16 protein-coding genes are annotated in these 19,122 nt (G+C 55.0%); 6 read left to right on the top strand and 10 right to left on the bottom strand.

Annotation, left to right across the window (positions count from 1 at the left end; translation table 11 throughout):
* Positions 1-148: 148 nt before the first annotated feature.
* Both bcp and SFA31_RS18100 read right to left on the bottom strand, forming a co-directional pair.
* A complete protein-coding gene (gene bcp, locus SFA31_RS18105) occupies positions 149-622 on the bottom strand; it encodes a thioredoxin-dependent thiol peroxidase (RefSeq protein ID WP_322839236.1) in 474 nt (157 codons plus the stop codon).
* A gap of 21 nt (positions 623-643) precedes the next feature.
* Positions 644-1,210 (bottom strand): glycine cleavage system transcriptional repressor, encoded by a 567-nt coding sequence (locus tag SFA31_RS18100; protein ID WP_322839235.1) that lies wholly within the window; start codon positions 1,208-1,210, stop codon positions 644-646.
* Between the two features lie 145 nt (positions 1,211-1,355).
* Between SFA31_RS18100 and dapA the strand changes: the two genes are divergently transcribed.
* The 3 genes from dapA (at position 1,356) to purC (ending at position 4,498) form a co-directional block, all read left to right on the top strand.
* Positions 1,356-2,234 carry a 4-hydroxy-tetrahydrodipicolinate synthase gene (dapA, locus tag SFA31_RS18095; RefSeq protein ID WP_322839234.1) on the top strand — a complete coding sequence of 293 codons (879 nt, stop codon included), beginning with the start codon at positions 1,356-1,358 and terminating at the stop codon, positions 2,232-2,234.
* 16 nt (positions 2,235-2,250) lie between these two features.
* The gene (gene bamC, locus SFA31_RS18090; protein WP_322839233.1) at positions 2,251-3,282 is read left to right on the top strand and encodes an outer membrane protein assembly factor BamC; all 1,032 of its coding nucleotides are present in this window, start codon (positions 2,251-2,253) and stop codon (positions 3,280-3,282) included.
* Between the two features lie 502 nt (positions 3,283-3,784).
* Complete coding sequence (gene purC, locus SFA31_RS18085; RefSeq protein ID WP_322839232.1) at positions 3,785-4,498, top strand: phosphoribosylaminoimidazolesuccinocarboxamide synthase; 714 nt, start codon at positions 3,785-3,787, stop codon at positions 4,496-4,498.
* A 354-nt stretch (positions 4,499-4,852) separates the two neighbouring features.
* Here purC and SFA31_RS18080 read toward each other — a convergent pair whose 3' ends face one another.
* Positions 4,853-5,074 carry a hypothetical protein gene (locus SFA31_RS18080; protein WP_322839231.1) on the bottom strand — a complete coding sequence of 74 codons (222 nt, stop codon included), beginning with the start codon at positions 5,072-5,074 and terminating at the stop codon, positions 4,853-4,855.
* Positions 5,075-5,104: 30 nt separating this feature from the next.
* Between SFA31_RS18080 and SFA31_RS18075 the strand changes: the two genes are divergently transcribed.
* Entirely contained in the window at positions 5,105-5,989 is an 885-nt protein-coding gene (locus tag SFA31_RS18075) for a neutral zinc metallopeptidase (protein WP_322839230.1), read from the top strand.
* Positions 5,990-5,995: 6 nt separating this feature from the next.
* Complete coding sequence (locus SFA31_RS18070; RefSeq protein WP_322839229.1) at positions 5,996-8,020, top strand: tRNA(Met) cytidine acetyltransferase TmcA; 2,025 nt, start codon at positions 5,996-5,998, stop codon at positions 8,018-8,020.
* A gap of 436 nt (positions 8,021-8,456) precedes the next feature.
* On the opposite strand, the gene SFA31_RS18065 is transcribed toward SFA31_RS18070, so the two are convergent.
* From SFA31_RS18065 to narQ, 7 genes are all read right to left on the bottom strand, one after another.
* A complete protein-coding gene (locus SFA31_RS18065; RefSeq protein WP_322839228.1) occupies positions 8,457-10,034 on the bottom strand; it encodes an Ig-like domain-containing protein in 1,578 nt (525 codons plus the stop codon).
* Positions 10,035-10,603: 569 nt separating this feature from the next.
* Positions 10,604-10,795 (bottom strand): YpfN family protein, encoded by a 192-nt coding sequence (locus SFA31_RS18060; RefSeq protein ID WP_322839227.1) that lies wholly within the window; start codon positions 10,793-10,795, stop codon positions 10,604-10,606.
* A 29-nt stretch (positions 10,796-10,824) separates the two neighbouring features.
* Positions 10,825-11,952 carry a succinyl-diaminopimelate desuccinylase gene (gene dapE, locus SFA31_RS18055; protein ID WP_322839226.1) on the bottom strand — a complete coding sequence of 376 codons (1,128 nt, stop codon included), beginning with the start codon at positions 11,950-11,952 and terminating at the stop codon, positions 10,825-10,827.
* Between the two features lie 2 nt (positions 11,953-11,954).
* Entirely contained in the window at positions 11,955-12,314 is a 360-nt protein-coding gene (locus SFA31_RS18050; RefSeq protein ID WP_322839225.1) for an ArsC family reductase, read from the bottom strand.
* Positions 12,315-12,550: 236 nt separating this feature from the next.
* Complete coding sequence (gene acrD / locus SFA31_RS18045; protein WP_322839224.1) at positions 12,551-15,670, bottom strand: multidrug efflux RND transporter permease AcrD; 3,120 nt, start codon at positions 15,668-15,670, stop codon at positions 12,551-12,553.
* 137 nt (positions 15,671-15,807) lie between these two features.
* On the bottom strand, positions 15,808-16,452 hold the full coding sequence (gene narP / locus SFA31_RS18040; protein ID WP_322839223.1) for a nitrate/nitrite response regulator protein NarP: 645 nt from the start codon (positions 16,450-16,452) through the stop codon (positions 15,808-15,810).
* Between the two features lie 39 nt (positions 16,453-16,491).
* Positions 16,492-18,195, bottom strand: a complete 1,704-nt coding sequence (narQ, locus tag SFA31_RS18035) for a nitrate/nitrite two-component system sensor histidine kinase NarQ (protein WP_322839222.1) — start codon at positions 18,193-18,195, stop codon at positions 16,492-16,494.
* Between the two features lie 317 nt (positions 18,196-18,512).
* Here narQ and nudK point away from each other — a divergent pair, with 317 nt between their 5' ends.
* Positions 18,513-19,094 (top strand): GDP-mannose pyrophosphatase NudK, encoded by a 582-nt coding sequence (gene nudK / locus SFA31_RS18030; RefSeq protein ID WP_322839221.1) that lies wholly within the window; start codon positions 18,513-18,515, stop codon positions 19,092-19,094.
* The last annotated feature ends 28 nt before the right edge of the window (positions 19,095-19,122 follow it).

Raw genomic sequence — 19,122 nt, 5'->3', positions numbered from 1 at the left:
GCGGCCTGCCGGCGAGCCGTTAAATTAAAATCCAAAGAATATAAGGCAGAGCCAAAGCGCATTGGTGATAACTTCCGCCTGACGCGGCTTTTGACGGGCAAAAAAATAAGCCGGACGCGTTGCCGGCTTATCGCAGTCGCCGTGAGCGTCAGGCCGCGTGATTTTTCAGCCAGTCCAACACGATATCGTGGTGGTTACTGGTTTTAAAATCGTTAAAAACGTGTTCAATCACGCCGTTGCCGTCAATCAGAAAACTAATACGGTGAATGCCGTCGTAGGTTTTCCCCATAAACGTTTTTTCGCCCCAAATTCCAAACTGCTCGCACACCTTGTGATCCTCATCAGAAAGCAGAGTGAAATTCAGCAGTTCTTTATCAGCGAAGCGTGAGAGCTTTTCCGGTTTATCCGTGCTGATGCCAAGAACTTCTACGCCATATTTTTTCAAATAGTCCATATTATCGCGCAGGCCGCAGGCCTGGACGGTACAGCCCGGCGTCATTGCTTTAGGATAAAAATAGACCAGCACGCGCTGCCCCTGAAAATCGGTTAAATTGACCTGCTCGCCATCCTGATCGGGCAGGCTGAATTTCGGGGCAATATCGCCAGCGTTCAGTGGATTCATCACAACTCTCCATCTCTGTCTTCATGTATTTTGCTGTGGGTAACTGATAACGCTAATAGTGCCTTGCGCATCGAGTTCTGTACATAGCGTTCTGAAGGCGCGCTCGATGTTTGTCGCATTAGGCAGGGCCGGAGCGTGCGCGGCAATTTGGATGTATAAACGTGGAACTGCGCTTTGGCCCGCGTCTTCCGCGGGATGCGTGCGTGAAATCAGCTCAGCGATGTTCATATGATGCGTATCAAACAGATCGGTAAACCGCTCGATAAGATGTGGCGAGTCGGCGACTTCAACCTGAACGCGCACCGTAGCGGGTGCCGAAGGGCGCGCGTGTCCTGCCGTGCGCTTCATCACTATCAGTAAATCTAATTCTGCGCCTTTGAGGGGCAGCGTGGACTCAATTTGAGCAATCGCATTCCAGCTCCCGGAAAGCAGCATAATAAATGTGAATTCATCGCCCAGCATGGCCAGTCGGCTGTCTTCGATATTACAGCCGCAGCCGCTGACGTGACGAGTTATTGCATTGACGATACCCGGACGATCGACGCCAAGTGCGGTAATAACGAGATAATGTTGAGATGACGCAGACAAACCTTAGCTTCCTGTAGCAATAACGTAATCATTAGGAAAACATAAAAAAAACGCGCATACAACCGCACTCAGTATCCCGTTTGCTTGCTTTTGAGGCGGCACCAAACGTACCATTGGTACCACTTGTTTTCACAGGGGATGCACCATGTTCACGGGAAGTATTGTTGCGCTGATAACGCCGATGGATGCAAAGGGAAATATCTGCCGCACCAGCCTGAAAAAACTGGTTGATTATCACGTGGCGAGCGGCACCGCCGCGCTGGTTTCTGTCGGCACTACCGGTGAATCGGCCACACTGAGTCATAATGAGCACGTTGATGTTGTCAAAATGACGCTTGAGCTGGCTGACGGCCGCATTCCGGTTATCGCGGGAACCGGCGCGAACGCCACGTCAGAAGCCATCTCTCTGACGCAGTGTTTTTCCGACAGCGGCGTTGCAGGCTGCCTGACGGTGGTGCCTTATTATAATCGCCCCACGCAGGAAGGTATTTACCAGCATTTTAAAGCGATTGCTCAGAGCACCGATTTACCGCAGATCCTGTATAATGTACCGTCGCGCACCGGCTGCGATATGCAGCCTGAAACGGTGGGCCGCCTGGCGCAGCTTGAAAATATTGTTGGCGTTAAAGAAGCCAGCGGCGATCTGACCCGCGTCAGCCGGATTCAGGCGCTAACCGCGGATGATTTTATTTTACTTAGTGGCAATGACGATAGCGCGCTGGATTTTATGCGCCTTGGCGGCCACGGCGTTATTTCAGTTACGGCGAACGTTGCAGCGCGTGATATGGCGCAAATGTGTAAACTGGCAGCAGCGGGAGACATTGCCGGTGCGCAGGCCATCAATCAGCGCCTGATGCCGCTGCATATAAACTTATTTATCGAGCCTAATCCGTCACCGGTGAAGTGGGCTTGTGAAAAACTGGGTCTGGCAGCAACCGGCGGGCTTCGCCTGCCGATGATGCCGTTGACTGATACCGGACGTCAGGTTGTACTTAGCGCCATGACGCATGCCGGTTTGCTATAACGTTTAGGGAGATTGAATGGCTTACTCAGTTCAGAAGTCAACGGTAGCAAAATTGGTAGGCGTCTCGCTTATCATGCTGCTGGCGGCGTGTAGTTCCGATTCACGCTATAAGCGCCAGGTCAGCGGCGATGAGTCCTATCTGGAAGCGGCCCCGTTGTCAGAGCTGCACGCCCCGGCGGGCATGATTCTGCCGATTGAAAATGGTCAGTATGAGGTGCCTGCGCCGCGCGGCGGCGGAGCCTTGGGCAAAAAGCTGGATATTCGCCCGCCGGCGCAGCCGCTGGCGCTGGTTAGCGGCGCACGCACGCAGTTTACCGGCGATACGGCGACGATGCTTCTTGATAGCGGCAGCACTGCGTCCTTATGGCCGCGCGTAGTCAGCGTTATGCAGCAGAAAAACTATTCTATCCTGAAGCGCGAAGACGGCAGCCAGACGCTGACCACCGACTGGGTGCAGTGGCAGCGCGCAGACGAGGATGAACAATATCGCGGGCGCTATCAGGTTGGGGTTCAACAGCAGGGCTATCAGCAGGCGTTAACCGTGAAGCTGCTGGGGCTGGAGCAGGCCGGGAAACCTGTCGCAGATGCCGCTTCTATGCAGCGCTACAGTACGCAAATGTTGAATGCGATTGCCGCAGGTTTAGATAGCAGCCTGAGCGCGGGTAGCAGCAAAAATGCCGCCTCTGCGAGCGCTATTGACGTTCAAAGCGGCGCCGATGATACCGGGCTGCCGGTGCTGGTGGTGCGGGCACCGTTTAATACGGTGTGGAGCCGCCTTCCTTCGGTGCTGGAAAAAGTCGGTATGAAGGTGAGCGATAGCACGCGTTCAGAAGGCAGTCTGGCAGTGAGTTATTCTCCACTGTCAGACAGCGAGTGGCACGAACTGGGGGCGCGCGATCCGGGGCTTGCCAGCGGCGATTATAAAGTACAGGTCGGCGATTTAGATAACCGCAGTAGCCTGCAGTTTATTGATCCGAAAGGCCATACGCTGACCCAGTCGCAAAATGATGCGCTGGTCGCGGTGTTCCAGGCCGCGTTCAGTAAATAGCTAAGAGGCCGACGAAAGTCGGCTTTTTTATTGCTCTCAAAAACTATTTCCCGGGAGCGCGGCAGCGCCGGTTTAGGCTCCGCCTTGTTAGCGCCGCTGATTAACGCTGATGCGTTAGGGTATTAACTAGGTGCTACAGGAGGCAGGCCAGTGCCGTTTCTTGTATTGCCGGTGGCAGCTTGGCCCCTGTGAACACGGCGATAACTGCCGCTTATTTCGCCCAATGAATAGCGTATGAAACCGGGCGGCCCCTGAGCGGGATTTCAGTCATTCTGGTGCGCCATCTCCGGTGACATCATTACGCTAAGGCATCAGGCGGAAGATAAGGTTAGACGAAAACGGCTCTTCTACGACGAAGGCCACTGGCTATTTTGGGTTGCCGGGAACAGGCGTCTGCGATACATCACGCCCGTTGCCATAGGAGCGCTTCGTCGTTAAGGCTGATTGATGCATATTCACCTTCAGACCGTGTAAACGGCCTATAACCCAGGAGTATATGAGGATGCAAAAGCAGGCTGAGTTGTATCGTGGTAAAGCGAAAACCGTCTACAGCACTGAAGATGATGCTTTGCTGGTGCTTGAGTTTCGGGATGATACGTCAGCGGGAGACGGGGCGCGTATTGCCCAGTTCGAGCGCAAAGGTAAGGTTAATAACCGCTTTAATTATTTCATTATGCGCAAGCTGGAAGAGGCCGGAATTCCGACCCAAATGGAAGCGCTGCTATCGGATACGGAATCGCTGGTGAAAAAGCTCGATATGGTGCCAGTGGAATGTGTGGTTCGCAACCGCGCCGCAGGCTCGCTGGTGAAACGCCTGGGCGTAGAAGAGGGGCTGGTGCTCGACCCACCGCTGTTCGATCTATTCCTGAAAAATGACGCGATGCACGATCCGATGATTAATGAATCCTATTGCGAAACCTTCGGTTGGGTGAGCCGTGAGCACCTGGCACAAATGAAAACATTGACCTATCGGGCAAACGCGGTACTGACAACGCTTTTTGATAACGCAGGATTGATTCTGGTGGATTTTAAGCTTGAGTTCGGACTGTTTAACGGTGAAGTCCTGTTGGGTGACGAGTTCTCTCCGGACGGCGCGCGGCTGTGGGATAAAGCGACGCTGAACAAACTGGATAAAGATCGCTTTCGTCAGGAAATGGGTGGCCTGATCGAAGCTTATGAAGAGGTTGCACACCGGCTGGGCGTTGATTTGTCCTAAGTACGCAATCGTTTCCGTACCCCGATGAGCGGTGAGAAACAAAAAACACGGGCGGGCCGGTAGCCATTGCCGACCTGCAGTCACCCTCCTGTCGGGATAATACCGCGCCAGTACGGGCAGCGGCGGAATAGCCGCTATTGTCTCGCCGCTGTGTCAGAAGATGGCTGTAATGGTGGCTTCCCGCCGGCGCGGTGGCCGCGCTTTATGCTGCAAACCGCGCAGTGGTGAAGACGCAGTTTTCCTGCAGCGGGCGCAGGTAGTGGCCGGTGGCTCAGGTTGTTATCTTTTACCATCGGCTATCGCTACGCGAATAGCCGCTAGGGACGGGAATGTCTGTGGGCTAAACGGCGCTCATTAGTCCTTCAACTCAGCGTTATTGTTGAGTCTACAGGAATTGCTCATCGCAAGTTTCACCACCTTATTTTTTTCTGTGAACGCTTTCTTATGGTAATCCGCGCCGGAACCACCTACGATCTGTGCTATCTCTCCGCTATTTTCATTCGCTAAAATAGCCGCAGCGACGGTTATCTCGCGTGGATGAGCCACGGTTGCACCGATGTGGCGGCGGTAGAACATCCGTAAAACATGATTAAAAGGAAGCTGGTTATGCGTTGGCAAGGGCGTCGTGAAAGTGACAACGTTGAAGATCGTCGTGGCGATAATGCGGGCGGCGGTATGCCGGGGATGTCTGGCGGAGGCGGCGGCTTTCGCATTCCCAGAGGAAAAGGCGGTTTGGTGATTCTGGTGATTGTACTGGTGGCTGGCTATTATGGCTACGATCTCACGCCGTTATTAAACGGCGGCGGGCAGCCCCTGAGCCAGCAGCAGAGCGCGCAAAATATCAGCCCTAATGAAGATGAGGCGGCAAAGTTTACCTCCGTCATTTTGGCTACGACCGAGGACACCTGGTCACAGCTCTTTCAGCAAATGGGTAAAACCTATCAGAAGCCAAAGCTTGTGATGTATCGCGGTGCGACCCGCACCGGTTGCGGCACCGGGCAGTCGGTAATGGGGCCGTTTTACTGCCCGGCGGACAGCACGGTTTATATCGATCTCTCATTTTATGACGAAATGAAAAGCAAACTTGGCGCGGACGGCGATTTTGCCCAGGGCTATGTGGTTGCTCATGAAGTGGGCCATCACGTTCAAAAACTGCTGGGGATCGAGCCGCGCGTGCGCCAGTTACAGCAAAATGCGTCTCAGAAGCAGGTTAACCAGCTATCGGTTCGCCTGGAACTTCAGGCGGACTGTTTTGCCGGCGTGTGGGGCCACGCGATGCAAAAGCAAGATGTTCTGGATACGGGCGATTTACAGGAAGCGCTGAATGCGGCCGAAGCCATTGGCGACGATCGCCTGCAGCAGCAAAGCCAGGGGCGCGTGGTGCCAGACAGCTTTACGCACGGTACTTCTGAGCAGCGCTATTCCTGGTTTAAACGCGGTTTTGACAGCGGTAACCCGTCCCAGTGCGATACCTTTGACGGAAAACTCTAACGACCTATGCTGGATAGTCAGTTTGTCGCTCTGACGGCGAAGCAGGCGCGGCAAGGGCATCGCCGGTTGTTAATCATCTCTGGCGACTCAACGTGGACCGAAACCCGCGCTCTTTCGCTAATTGATTTATTGCCCGGTGACTGGCTGTGGGTGAGCAATGACATGCAGGAACGAGGCTGCCCGCCCGGTGCGTTAAAAACGCTATTGGGGCGGGAGTTTCTGCACGCGGTATTTGATGCGCGGCACGGGCTGGATGTACAGGCGCTGGCGGCGCTGGCCGGAACGCTCAGGGCTGGCAGTTGGCTGGTGCTACTCGCGCCTGCGTGGGAAAGGTGGGCGCATTTTCCCGATGCCGATAGCCCGCGCTGGAGCGATAGCCCGCAGCCCATACCAACGCCGCTGTTCATTGAACGTTTTCAGCATATTGCTCTGCAGGACTCGCGCTGTGCGCGCTGGCTACAGGGCGAGGTGCCGGCGTTACCCGATATTGCCACCTTTCCTGACTGGCATGCTGCCAGCGGCGCACCTTTGGAACAGCAGAACGCCATTCTTACGGCACTGCGGGCGATGGAGTCGGGCGTTGCCGTAGTTACCGGCCCTCGCGGACGCGGCAAATCGGCGCTGGCCGGTATGCTGGCGCACGGTGCGCCTCGCGCCGCTTTGGTCACGGCACCTACTCGCGCCGCCGTTGACATACTGGCTCAATACGCGCAGGGCAACGGTATATTTATTGCTCCCGATCGCCTGTTAACCATGTTGGATGACGATTGTGCCCCTGCAGCGGACTGGCTTATCGTTGATGAGGCCGCTGCGCTACCGCTGCCGCAGCTGCGGCGTCTGATCTCAGCGTTTGCGCGCGTACTGTTAACCACCACGGTGCAGGGATATGAAGGAACCGGGCGCGGCTTTTTACTGAAATTTTGCGCTGGAGTATCGCAGCTGCGGCGCTTCTCTCTGGGCGCGCCTGTACGCTGGGCGGAAAACGATCCGCTGGAGCGCCTGTTAGATAACATTCTGTTATTTGATGACTCGCTTCCCCCGCTGCCGGAAGAGATAACCCCCGTTATTGACGAGCCGCAGTCTGCGCCGTGGCGGCATGAACCGGCGCTTGCGGAGTCGGCATGGCGGCTGCTGTCCGGTGCGCACTACCGTACATCGCCTCTGGATTTACGGCGCATGATGGATGTGCCCGGCCAGCGCTTTATCTTTGCCCGCCATAATAATGCCATCGCAGGCGCGCTGTGGCTGGTTGATGAAGGCGGGCTGGCGCCCGAACTCAGCCGGGCGGTGTGGGCAGGCGTCCGCCGCCCGCGCGGGAATCTGGTGGCGCAGTCGCTGGCGGCGCACGGAGGCGCGCCGCTGGCGGCGACTCTGCGCGGGCAGCGCGTGAGCCGTATTGCGGTGCATCCGGATCTCCAGCGGCGCGGATTGGGGCAGCGTCTATTGTCCCGGCTTCGCCAGCGGGCTGATGGCTATGATTATCTTTCCGTCAGCTTTGGTTATACCGGTGAACTGTGGCGCTTTTGGAAGCGTGCCGGCTTTATTCTGGTGCGTTTTGGCAGCCACAGAGAAGCCAGCAGCGGTTGCTATGCTGCGATGGCACTGTTACCGCTGACGCCCGCTGGAGCAAGGCTGGCGCGCGGTGAACACCGACGCCTGCGCCGGGACGCCCGCTGGCTTGCCGACTGGATTGATGAGCCGCTCCCGCTGAAATACTGGCATGATGACTTAACGCTAAACCGGGCCGACTGGCGCGAGCTGGCCGGGTTCGCTTACGGGCATCGTCCGCTGGAGGCCTGCCTCGGCAGTCTGCAGCGTATGCTGGCCCACTGTTCCTTACCGCTGCAGGCTCTGCGTTCACGTCTTGAGCAGCATTTATTACCGGCGGAGATCTGCGCCAGGTACGCTATTGCCGGACGGCGTGCGCTATTGGCCGCGTGGCGTGAGGAAACGGCGCAGGCGATGCGTCAGCTTGCACCGACCTGCGCCCGGGCGCTGGAGCAGCGCCTGAACCAGCTGAAAAAACGTTAACCCCTGTGCCGTGCCCACGGTGATATCACGAGAATGCTCCATGCCTGTGAAGCGCAAAGGTGATGGCGTGCAAGCGCTGGGGGCTGCCGCTTTTGGTCTTAAAATAGGGTACGAGCGATACCATGATTAATTCTAAATAAATGCGTGGTTTTCCCAGGGCCATCGCCGCTGTTAAGGAAATACGAGTCAGCCTGGCGCTCGAACTCGGTAGTGTATTTTCTTCCTGCCATGAATAGCGCCTGCATTGCAGGCGCTATGGTTATCCGTAATTCGCTGCCCGTTGGCATTTCGTGTTAAACCGCCGGAAAGCCCCGGCGGCGCGTGGGCTGACGCATTCCAGCGTCAAAATTACGATTTACTCACCAGAGGATTTATGCGCTATTGACCGTCCGGGGATCGCCTGAGGCAGTAGCGGCATGAATGCTCTGTACGAAGGTTAGTCTTCGATAGCGGTGGTATAGCGATGGGTAAAGTGCTGTCCATCAACAAAGGTCACATCAACATCAATTGTGGCCTGCCTGGCGCTCTCCCCCTGGATTCTAAGATTGAGCAGGTTGGTTCCCTTATTACCTGCGCCATCATAGTTTTCATTGCCGGGAGCGCTATAGTCTGGAAAGTAAGCGTGCTGGCAGGCGACGGTAAAGTGCTTCACCACCGGATCGTCATTTTGAAACTCGCCGTTCAGTAAGCCTCGCAGCGCAATATAATATTCTCCTTTACGGTTAATAGTAGGCGGAATGCTGACCGTGACACTGTATGTCTTTTCGCGAAATGCACACTGGGTTGAATCGCTCAATGGAGTGTTATTGTAATGCGCAACGGCGGTGAGCGTGACGGTTTCGTTCGCAGTATCGTTTAGCCACGCAGCCGCGTGGCCCTCGGCGTCGGTCAATACCGTGACGCTTTGAGCGTCGTTTTCAAAGCGGGCGTTACCGTCCACGCTGATGGTCACCGGCGTATTAGCCAGCGCAGTACCTTCATTGCTAACAATAGAAACAGTGACTTCATTTTTCTCGATACCATTGGATGCGGCCCCGCTTGTAGCCTCAAGGGTTAAGGTGTAGGTCAGTTCTGGCACAAAGTGGGCTACGGCCAGCGCCTTTTCGCTGCCTTCGTGGTAGCGGTAGCTTGCCGCTACGATGACGCTTTCTGGCCGGGTATTGGTTAAACTCGCGCTTGCCGTTCCATCTTTTTGCGTTACGACGGAAAGCGTTGACTCCCCGCTCTCAGTGAAACGTGCGTGACCGATAGCCTGCAGATCAATAATCACGTGCGGCAGCGGCCGGTTATCATCGCGATGGGTTAAGGCCGCGGTAATAGAATTGCTTTCTTTGCCGTCGGCGTGGGCGCCGTTTTTTGCATGCAGCGTGAGCTGATACGGGTGGGGCAGTGCGCCGAATCGAGATTGTGCCGAGCCGCGCGCGCGAATATTACCGCTATCGTCCAGACTCACGGCGTTAACTGTAACGGTTTCTGCAACCTCACTGGTGATATATGCCTCGCCAATTCCCCCTTTTTGTGTGATCACGGAAAGCTGAGAACCAGCGTTTTGCGTAAAGTGAGCGTGTTTATCCACGCTGAGATCGATAATACGGTGGCTTAGAGGGTTATTTTGCGCGTCTGTCAGTCGCACCTTTACCGTATTGCGCGCGCTTCCATCCGGCGCTGCGCCTGAGCTTGCTTCAACCTGCAGGCGCTCCGGATCGCTGGGGGTCTGCCGGGTAAAGGTTGAGGGCGCCTGAGCGGTTAGCGTATGCGCTGCATCGTAGGCGGAAACCGTGACAGTTTCCGCCTGGGCATCAAAGAAGGGGAGCTGAACTTCCCCCTGCGAGTCAGTCAGAGCGCTAATAATATTGATGCCGCTGGTAAAGTGCGCGTTCCCGGTCAGAGAAAACAGAAGTGCGGTATTCGCCACTGCGAGAGGCCCGTCAGTTAGGCGAGCGTATACGATATTGGCGCTTTTATCATCGGCAAATGCCGTTGAGGTAGCGTTAAGGGTAAGTGTAATAGACATTATTGACTCCAATAAATATGTGTAATCAAGGCCAAAGACCCTCTCTGGCGGAGTCAAGGTTGGGGGAAATCAGTAATTAATAACGAGATAATTAGCATGCATTTATTTAGCGTGATAACCAAATGGTCGTAACACTCGCTCAAGACGCATGTATTCAGGACGCGTAAAAGCACCTTCAGACGCGGCAGCGGAATTTATCACAGCCGGTCATTACGTGACTGGCGCACAAGAGTTGAGGGCGGTTGATAGCGTAATGCGCTTTATATATGCCTCAGCCCGGTGCGGCATTTCAGCTCAATAGAAGGGCGGGAAAGCGAGAATTTCCCGTAGCGTATCGCCGGCCAGGCGGCGATAACACCGGCTGCCAGCGAATTAAAGTGTATGCGAGAGCGTGGATTAACGGAGATGCATTGACGCAATACCTGCGCTGAAGAGGCCAGACTGACTGAAATAGTTTCCGGGAATGAAAGACGCGCGCAGGCTGGGCGATACCTGCTTCAGGAAAACACGCAGAGGCCGGGCGCGTGAAGCTTATTTTACCGCTGCATGGTCGGCCTCTGACGTAGGGCTTACTTTTTCTTCTGCGGCCAGTCGTCCTCATCGTCCCACTTATCATTAAAATCGCGGTGCGGCGGCAGCTTTGGACGATTAGCCATATATTTTTTAGGATCGACGCGCTTTAAATCCTTAATCACGTTAATAAAAATGCCCAGTAAGAGCACCAGTACAATGATCCACCAGTATTTTTCAAGCCATTCCATGTGATAGCTCCTCTTTAGGCGCTGGTCGATCAGGCGACCAACTGCTCCATAATACGTTGATACATACGGGCCAATAATTGCAGGTCCGCAGCGTTGACGCATTCATTAATTTTATGAATGGTCGCGTTAACGGGCCCCAGTTCGACAACCTGCGCGCCCATGCGTGCGATAAAGCGCCCATCGGAAGTGCCGCCTGTGGTCAGCAGCTGCGGTTTGATTTCATTATAGTGTTCAACGGCGTTAATCACCGCATCCACCAGTTTTCCGCGCGACGTCAGAAACGGCTGCCCGGACAGCAGCCAGTCGGCGGTATAACGCAGGCGGTGGCGCTCCAGCAGTTCAGTGACCCGCCGCTGAATCAGCGTATCCGTAAGCTCGGTGCTAAAACGGAAATTAAACTGGAGAAATAGATCGCCCGGGATCACATTATTACTGCCCGTGCCCGCCTGAATATTGGCGATTTGCATACTGGTTGGGGGGAAAAATGCGTTGCCCTGGTCCCACTCGATACCCACCAGTTCATTGATCATCGGCGCGGCGCGGTGCACCGGGTTATCTGCGAGATGGGGATAGGCAACATGCCCCTGCACTCCGTGAATAGTGAGATTACAGGTTAAAGAACCGCGGCGGCCATTTTTGACAACATCGCCCACGATTTCACTGCTGGAAGGCTCTCCCACCAGGCAGTAATCAAGGCGCTCGCGCCTTGCCATTAGCGTTTCCACTACTTTTACCGTGCCGTTTTGAGCGCTGGCTTCTTCATCGGAAGTAATTAAAAACGCCAGCCGACCTTGATGATGGGGATGTGCGGCGACAAAGCGCTCTGCGGCAACAACCATGGCTGCTAAAGACCCTTTCATATCCGCAGCCCCGCGGCCGAACAGCATACCGTCGCGGATCGTGGGTTCGAACGGCGGATTAATCCAGCGATTAGCGTCGCCGGGCGGCACCACATCGGTATGTCCGGCAAAGGCCAGCGTTTCACCTTCGCCGCGCCAGGCCCAAAGATTTTGGGTATCTTCAATGTCGATATGTTCAATCGTAAAACCGATAGCGCGCAGACGTTCAACGAGCAGCGCCTGGCAGCCAGCATCGTCCGGGCTAAGAGAAGGACGACGAATCAACTGTTGAGCCAGCTCTATCACCGGACAGGACATGCTTACTTTACCTCGCTGAAATACTGTTGATAGCTCTCATCGCGAAAGCCCACCAGTAACGGCGAGTTTGGGCGCTGGAGCAAAGGGCGTTTAATTATCGCTGGCATTTCCAGCATCAGCGCCGCTGCGCTGGATGCGTCGGTAACTGTGGCGCGACGCGCTTCATCCAGACGGCGCCATGTGGTGCCACGGGTATTCAATAACGGCTCCCAGCCTAACGCGTCGATAAATGTATGCAGCAGCGCGGCGTCTAATCCATCGGCGCGATAATCATGAAAACGGTAGTCGATACCCCGCTGCTCCAGCCAGCGGCGGGCTTTTTTCACCGTATCGCAATTCTTAATACCGTAAAGCGTCACCATTATTGTCGCAATCCTTGTTTCTGTTTTTATATAGGCGTTCGAGACCGCCATAACCCGTTAAGCCCGTCAATATACCGAATCGGGCGGCCTGAGGGGTAATGAATCTGGCGTCAGATCGGGAAAGCGCGCGAAGATTCGACGTCTGATGCTGTAAAAATGCGCTTTTCGGATGATTCTTCAGGCCAGCGGCCAGAGGCGGTTTCCTGCAACCCTGGGAAACCGCCTCTCAGGCGTGCTTAATCTTCGGGCGATTCGCGTAGCGGAAAGCGGCGGCGCACCAGCACGAAAAACAGCGGTACGAAAAAGATAGCCAGTAGTGTGGCGGATAGCATACCGCCGGTAACGCCGGTACCGACCGCGTGCTGGCTGCCGGAGCCGGCGCCCTGGCTGAGCGCCATAGGAAGCACGCCAAAAATAAATGCCAGCGACGTCATAATAATCGGTCGCAGCCGCTGGCGGCAGGCCTGGAGCGTGGCGTCGATAAGATCTTCGCCGCGCGCGTTCAGCGAGCTGGCGAACTCTACAATCAGAATAGCGTTCTTAGCCGACAAACCGATAACCGTCAGCAGGCCAACCTGGAAGTAGACATCATTTTCTAGTCCGCGCAGCCAGGTTGTGCACAGCGCGCCAACGACGCCCAGCGGAACTACCAGCATGACGGAGAAGGGAATCGACCAGCTTTCATACAGCGCGGCCAGGCACAGGAACACCACCAGCAGCGAAATAGCGTAAAGCGCCGGTGCCTGAGCGCCGGACAGGCGTTCCTGCAATGACATGCCGGTCCACTCCAGGCCGTAATTACCCGGAAGCTGACGCGTGAGTGTTTCCATGATATTCATTGCCGTGCCGCTGCTAACACCGGGGGCGGCTTCACCGACGATTTCAAGCGCCGCGTAGCCGTTATAGCGTTCAAGACGCGGTGAACCGGTTATCCAGCGCGAGGTGGCGAAAGCGGAAAAAGGCACCATGTTGCCACTGCGATTGCGCACATACCATTTACTAATATCTTCAGGCAGCATGCGGTATTTTGCCGCCGACTGCACATACACTTTTTTCACGCGCCCCCTGTCCATAAAGTCGTTAATGTAGCTGGAGCCCCACGCGGTTTGCAGCGTATTGTTGATGTCGTCAATCGCTACGCCCATCGCCTGGGCTTTACGCTGATCGATATCGATTTGCAATTGCGGACTGTCATCCAGCCCGTTGTGCCGAACGCGGGTAAGATTAGGAGAACGGGCGGCGAGCTCAAGCAGCCTGTTACGTGCCGCCATTAGCGCGTCATGCCCCTGGCCCGCGTGATCCTGCAGCTCCATATCAAAACCTGCGGCGTTGCCAAGACCGCTAATCGCCGGCGGGCTGCTGGCGATAACCCGGGCTTCGCGGATGCGGTTAAATGCGCGGGTAGCGCGCTCAATAATCGCGAAGGATGAGGCATCTTTGTTGGCCGCGCGCGTTTCCCAGTCTTTCAGGCGAATAAACATGCGCGCGACGTTCTGCCCGTTGCCGCCGGGGCCGGCGCCAATAGTGGCGAACACCGAGCGCACGTTTTCTTTCTCCTGGGTCATATAATAGCGCTCAACCTGCTGAACGACCTTCAGCGTTTGCTGCTGGGTGGCCCCCGGTGGTAATTGAATCGAGGTGGTAAATACGCCGCGATCTTCCTGGGGCAGGAAGGATGTCGGGAGCCGCATAAAAAGCAGCATCATCACGCCTAGCAATACAGCGTAAAGCAGGAGCCAGCGCAAAGTATGCTGTAGCAAATGTGCAACGCGGTTTTCATAGCGCAGCGTGTAGCGCTCAAAGGTACGATTAAACCAGGCGAAAAAGCCGCGCTGCCCGTGATGCTCACCTTTTTTAAGCGGTTTGAGCAGCGTTGAACACAGTGCGGGAGTGAGGATTAGCGCGACCAAAACGGAGAGCACCATCGATGACACTATCGTAATGGAGAACTGGCGGTAAATTGCGCCGGTCGTGCCGCTAAAAAACGCCATCGGAACAAATACGGCGGAGAGGACCAGCGCAATCCCCACCAGCGCGCCCTGAATCTGCCCCATGGATTTACGCGTAGCCGCACGCGGCGACAGGCCTTCCTCGCTCATCAGGCGCTCAACGTTTTCTACTACTACGATAGCGTCATCGACTAACAGCCCTATTGCCAGCACCATGGCGAACATCGTCAGCGTATTAATACTGTAGCCGCACAGCCACAGTACGGCGAAGGTACCAAGCAAGACCACAGGAACGGCGATGGTCGGAATAAGCGTTGCGCGGAAATTCTGTAAAAACAGGAACATAACTGCGAATACGAGCGCAATCGCCTCCAGTAGCGTTTCCACTACGTCGATAATGGATGCCTGAACAAAAGACGTAGTTTCATAAGCCACGCGGTACTCAAGCCCGTGAGGAAAATAGGCGGACAGTTCGTTGAGCCGGGTGAGTGCGCGTTTCGCCGTTTCCATTTCATTGGCCCCCGAGGCGAGCTTAATGCCCAGCCCCGAGGCGGCCATGCCGTTATAGCGGCTTAAGTAGTCATACTTTTCCGCGCCCAGCGCGACCTGCGCCACGTCGCCAAGCGTAATCAGCGAGCCGTCCTGATTAACGCGCAGCGTGATAGCGCGAAACTGTTCCGGTGTCTCCAGCAGCGCCTGGGCGTTAATGGTTGCGTTCAGCGCCTGCTTATCGACGGCCGGCGTTCCGCCCAGTTGACCCACGGCGACCTGGCTATTTTGGGATTTAATCGCATTCACCACATCCTGCGTGGTGAGCTGATAGGCGGTCAGTTTATTCGGATCGAGCCAGATGCGCATGGCGTACTGGGTACCATAGGCGTCAACGTCGCCAACGCCGTTTACCCGGCTCAGCGGATCCTGAATATTGCTGGCGACATAATCGGCGATATCCTGCTTATCCATGCTCCCGTCAGTGGACACAAAGGCTATCATCAGAATATTAGTATCCCCGGTTTTTCGCACGGTAACGCCCTGATTTTGCACCGCCTGTGGCAGTTTGCGCATCGCAGACTGTAACTGGTTTTGCACCTGCTGTACCGCTTCATCCGGGGAGCTTCCCGCTTCAAAGGAGAGCGTGACGGAGGCCTGCCCGGTATTACTGCTTTGTGACGACATATACAGCAGGTTATCAAGGCCGGTCATGTTTTGTTCGATAACCTGAGTTACCGTGTTTTCCAGCGTTTGCGCCGACGCGCCCGGATAATTAGCGTTAATGCGCACTTTCGGCGGCGCCAGATCGGGATATTGCTCTACAGAGAGTGAAAAAATGGCGAGAGTGCCCGTCAGGCAAATAAGGATAGCCAGTACCCAGGCGAAAATAGGGCGATCGATAAAAAAATTCGCCATTGAATCAAAATCCTCGTAATACGTGATATCGGGCGGGGGCTTACTTTAGCCTCTGGTACGGACCCAATCGTGGAGAGATTAAGAAGAAAATGTAAATTATCGTTGAAGATTGCAGGCCGGATGGCCTGCATCAGGTGCTATGAATGACGTGATTCCAGATACATGACGGTTGCCGCGACCCGCGAGCGAACGTTGAGTTTTCGCAACACATTGCGAATATGCACTTTTACCGTTTCTTCAGAAATAAACAGCGCGGCGGCAATTTCTTTGTTTGACATCCCGCGTCCCAGCTCCTGTAGTACATCCAGTTCACGGCTGGTTAATAGCGCTAACGGCGATTTTTCGTCTTCTTTCGATTCTCTGGTCGCGAGGTATTCGCGTACTTTTTCACTGAAGGCCTCCTGGTTTTGCGCACCGTGGAGAATTGCCTGCAAAAGTTCGTCTGGATCGCTGTCTTTAAGAAGGTAGCCGTCTGCGCCTGCATCGATTAACGCATACACGTCAGAAGCTGCGTCGGAGACGGTCAGAACGATGATACGCGCACTGATGCCATCGCGGCGCAGCGCCTGCAGCGTATCCAGACCGCTCAGTCCTTTCATATTAAGATCTAACAATATCAAATCCGGGGTTAGCCGGTTAGCCATACTGATGGCCTCTGCGCCGCTGCTGGCTTCACCGACAACGTTAAATGACGGTTCGTTCTGCAATAGTTGATGCAGGCCGCGTCGCATAAGTGGGTGATCGTCGACAATCAGTACCTGATAGCAATGTGAATGTGGCATGATGCGTATCCTGGAGCGTTGCAATGTTCCAAATGTTTATTAAAGGCCGTTTCCACTGCCTTTTTCTTCCGCCGCTGAACGCAGGTGCACGCATACGCGCGTTCCGCCCGTTTCACGTCGGGTTATATCCAGCGTACCACCAAGGAGGGCGGCACGCTCGTACATAATGTTTAATCCATGGTGTCCTGCCGGCCCTTCAAGGCTGTCAATTCCCTTACCATCATCGGTAATTTCAACGCAACGCTCGCCGTCGCTGGCGCTGTGACAGGTCACGGCGATCGTTTTTGCCTGCGCGTGGCGAATGGCATTTAGCAGCGCTTCACGGATTATCTGTAGCAAGTGGACCTGGCTTGCGGCATCAAGATCGTCGTCGGGCAGGTTGCCATTAAGAATAATCGCCGCATCGGTGCGTTCACGCAGCGGTGCAATCATTGCGTGAAGTGCAGCCGGGAAACTGGCCTGCTGCAGCGACAGGCGAAAAGTGGCAAGCAGTTCGCGCAGCTCGCGGTTAGCATCGTTCAGCGCCTGAGAAAAATCGGCGATAATTTGCTGCGCTCGCTGGTTATCCGGAACTACCGCCCTTTTCAGCAGCGTAAGCTGAATACGCAGATAAGAAAGCGCCTGCGCCAGCGAGTCGTGCAGTTCGCGCGCAATTGCCGCGCGCTCTTCCATCACCAAAAGCTGCTGGCGCTCTTGTTGCGTATGGGCGAACCAGAGTCCGCGCCCGAGCATAGTTGAAATACTTTTCATAAATAACGCGCCAGGAAAACGCTCATCGGCCTGCCAGCGCAAAAAACCCAGCGCATTGCCGCCTTGCATAATCGGCGTTTGCTGCCATTCTCGCCCGTCCTGAGGCGTCCCTTCCAGCAGATGCCGGCCGCCATTATCCTGCATTTCAAGCGCGCACAGCGGGCCGTAGTGACGCGCAATTCTCAGTACGCGCTGGAAGCCCCGATTATCAGCGACGCTGGCATTCATCGCCCGGGAGCAGCTATACAGCACTTTAAGCCGGCGATTAGCCTCTTTCAGGCTGCGGTTTTTTTGCTGTACGTTTTCTTCCAGCGATTGATACAGCTTATGTAACTCTTGTGCCATTTGCGTAAATGAGCAAGCCAATTGGCCAAGTTCATTCGGCAGGTGTGTGTCCAGCGGCGGGAAATTGAAATTACGCCGCTCAATCGATCGGCTGGCCTGTGCCAGAGCGCCGAGCGGTTCTACCACCTGCTGGCGGATGCGGCGCAGGGTGATGTACACCAAAATAAAAATAGCGAAAAACCCGATTAGCGACATGAGCGCCACGTGTTCCATTTTGTGTTCCGCGCTGCGCTGCAGGCTGAGAACAAACGTATCGATATTCGCGGTATATTGCGCGATATTTTGGTTAAGCCAGTTTTTATCACCGGCCTGAATATGTCGCTCAAACTCCTGCCAGTCGCGCTGCAGAATGATGTAATGGCTTTGAACCTCACGCGGCGCCCCGGCGCGTTTCAGCGGGTGAAACAGCGGCGAGTTCAGGGTGTCGGTAAAATGCTGACGATGCTCGGGCAGCAAGTAAGGCGATGTTTCAAGGTCATACGCGATGCGATAAATTTGCATGCGCAGCGAACCTGCCAGATTGACCGCTTCGGTATCGCGCAGGCTGCTAAAGAGCGTTGAGAACGCCACACCCGTCGTTAACAGTGACAATAAAATAATGCAGAGAAAAGCGTGGGCGATGCCGGTAAATACAGGGCGTTTAACCATAAATATCGCTGGTCCTTTCCGGGCGTTATGTGGCGCAACCTACCAAATAACGCAGACTGTGAAAAGCAAAACAAGAAGTGGAGTGTTGGCTTTTATATGTCGACAAAGCATAGCCGCTGATGAGAAAAAAGTCAGCGCCGGCGTCTGTTTACGGCGATTAACCGAGGCGGAAACGCAGGCAGCAGAGTGAACGTTTTTTGCACAAAGAAAGTCCAGCGTCGGGGAGTAGCGAGGCGGATAATAGCGGTCCGGTGCCGCCGGGACAATGGTTATTAAAGAGCGTAACATGTCGCTTTCAGCCTATTCAGGAGAGCGATATGACGCCGGCAATCCGCGTGATAAAAGATAAAATTTTGTCTGATAACTATTTTATCCTGCGCAATATCACCTATGACCTGACGCGCCGCGATGGCACAGCTTTGCGACATAAGCGTGAAGTGTATGACCGTGGTAATGGGGCGACGATCCTTCTCTACAGCCGGGAAAAACAAACCGTGGTGCTGACCCGGCAATTTCGGGTTGCGACCTGGGTTAACGGAAACCCGGACGGATTGCTGATTGAAAGCTGCGCCGGGCTGCTGGACGATGATGCGCCGGAAGCGTGTATCCGGCGTGAGGCTCAGGAAGAAACGGGCTATACGCCCGGTGAGGTGGAAAAGCTCTTCGATCTGTATATGTCGCCAGGCGGCGTCACCGAACTGATTTCGTTTTTTATCGCAGAATACCGCGATGAACAGCATACCGGGCGCGGCGGTGGAGTTGAGGATGAAGACATCGACGTATTAGAAATTCCGTTTTCTGACGCACTGGCAATGGTGAAAGAAGGCACGATTCGCGATGGTAAAACCGTGATTCTACTTCAGCAACTGCAGCTACGGGGCGTGATGCGCGCTGATTGAGTAACACACTGTATTTATCCGCCTGCGC

The organism is Erwinia sp. HR93, assembly GCF_034555055.1.
GTDB classification, from domain to species: Bacteria; Pseudomonadota; Gammaproteobacteria; order Enterobacterales; family Enterobacteriaceae; genus Apirhabdus; species Apirhabdus apintestini.
The sequence above is the reverse complement of the archived record's forward strand: the minus strand, read 5'-3'. Positions and strand labels throughout refer to the sequence as shown.

Coding starts and splice junctions, on each gene's coding strand:
- bcp (WP_322839236.1), bottom strand. CDS start 622: ATGAATCCACTGAACGCTGGCGATATTGCCCCGAAATTCAGCCTGCCC.
- dapA (WP_322839234.1), top strand. CDS start 1,356: ATGTTCACGGGAAGTATTGTTGCGCTGATAACGCCGATGGATGCAAAG.
- bamC (WP_322839233.1), top strand. CDS start 2,251: ATGGCTTACTCAGTTCAGAAGTCAACGGTAGCAAAATTGGTAGGCGTC.
- purC (WP_322839232.1), top strand. CDS start 3,785: ATGCAAAAGCAGGCTGAGTTGTATCGTGGTAAAGCGAAAACCGTCTAC.
- SFA31_RS18080 (WP_322839231.1), bottom strand. CDS start 5,074: ATGTTCTACCGCCGCCACATCGGTGCAACCGTGGCTCATCCACGCGAG.
- SFA31_RS18075 (WP_322839230.1), top strand. CDS start 5,105: ATGCGTTGGCAAGGGCGTCGTGAAAGTGACAACGTTGAAGATCGTCGT.
- SFA31_RS18070 (WP_322839229.1), top strand. CDS start 5,996: ATGCTGGATAGTCAGTTTGTCGCTCTGACGGCGAAGCAGGCGCGGCAA.
- SFA31_RS18065 (WP_322839228.1), bottom strand. CDS start 10,034: ATGTCTATTACACTTACCCTTAACGCTACCTCAACGGCATTTGCCGAT.
- SFA31_RS18060 (WP_322839227.1), bottom strand. CDS start 10,795: ATGGAATGGCTTGAAAAATACTGGTGGATCATTGTACTGGTGCTCTTA.
- dapE (WP_322839226.1), bottom strand. CDS start 11,952: ATGTCCTGTCCGGTGATAGAGCTGGCTCAACAGTTGATTCGTCGTCCT.
- SFA31_RS18050 (WP_322839225.1), bottom strand. CDS start 12,314: ATGGTGACGCTTTACGGTATTAAGAATTGCGATACGGTGAAAAAAGCC.
- acrD (WP_322839224.1), bottom strand. CDS start 15,670: ATGGCGAATTTTTTTATCGATCGCCCTATTTTCGCCTGGGTACTGGCT.
- narP (WP_322839223.1), bottom strand. CDS start 16,452: ATGCCACATTCACATTGCTATCAGGTACTGATTGTCGACGATCACCCA.
- narQ (WP_322839222.1), bottom strand. CDS start 18,195: ATGGTTAAACGCCCTGTATTTACCGGCATCGCCCACGCTTTTCTCTGC.
- nudK (WP_322839221.1), top strand. CDS start 18,513: ATGACGCCGGCAATCCGCGTGATAAAAGATAAAATTTTGTCTGATAAC.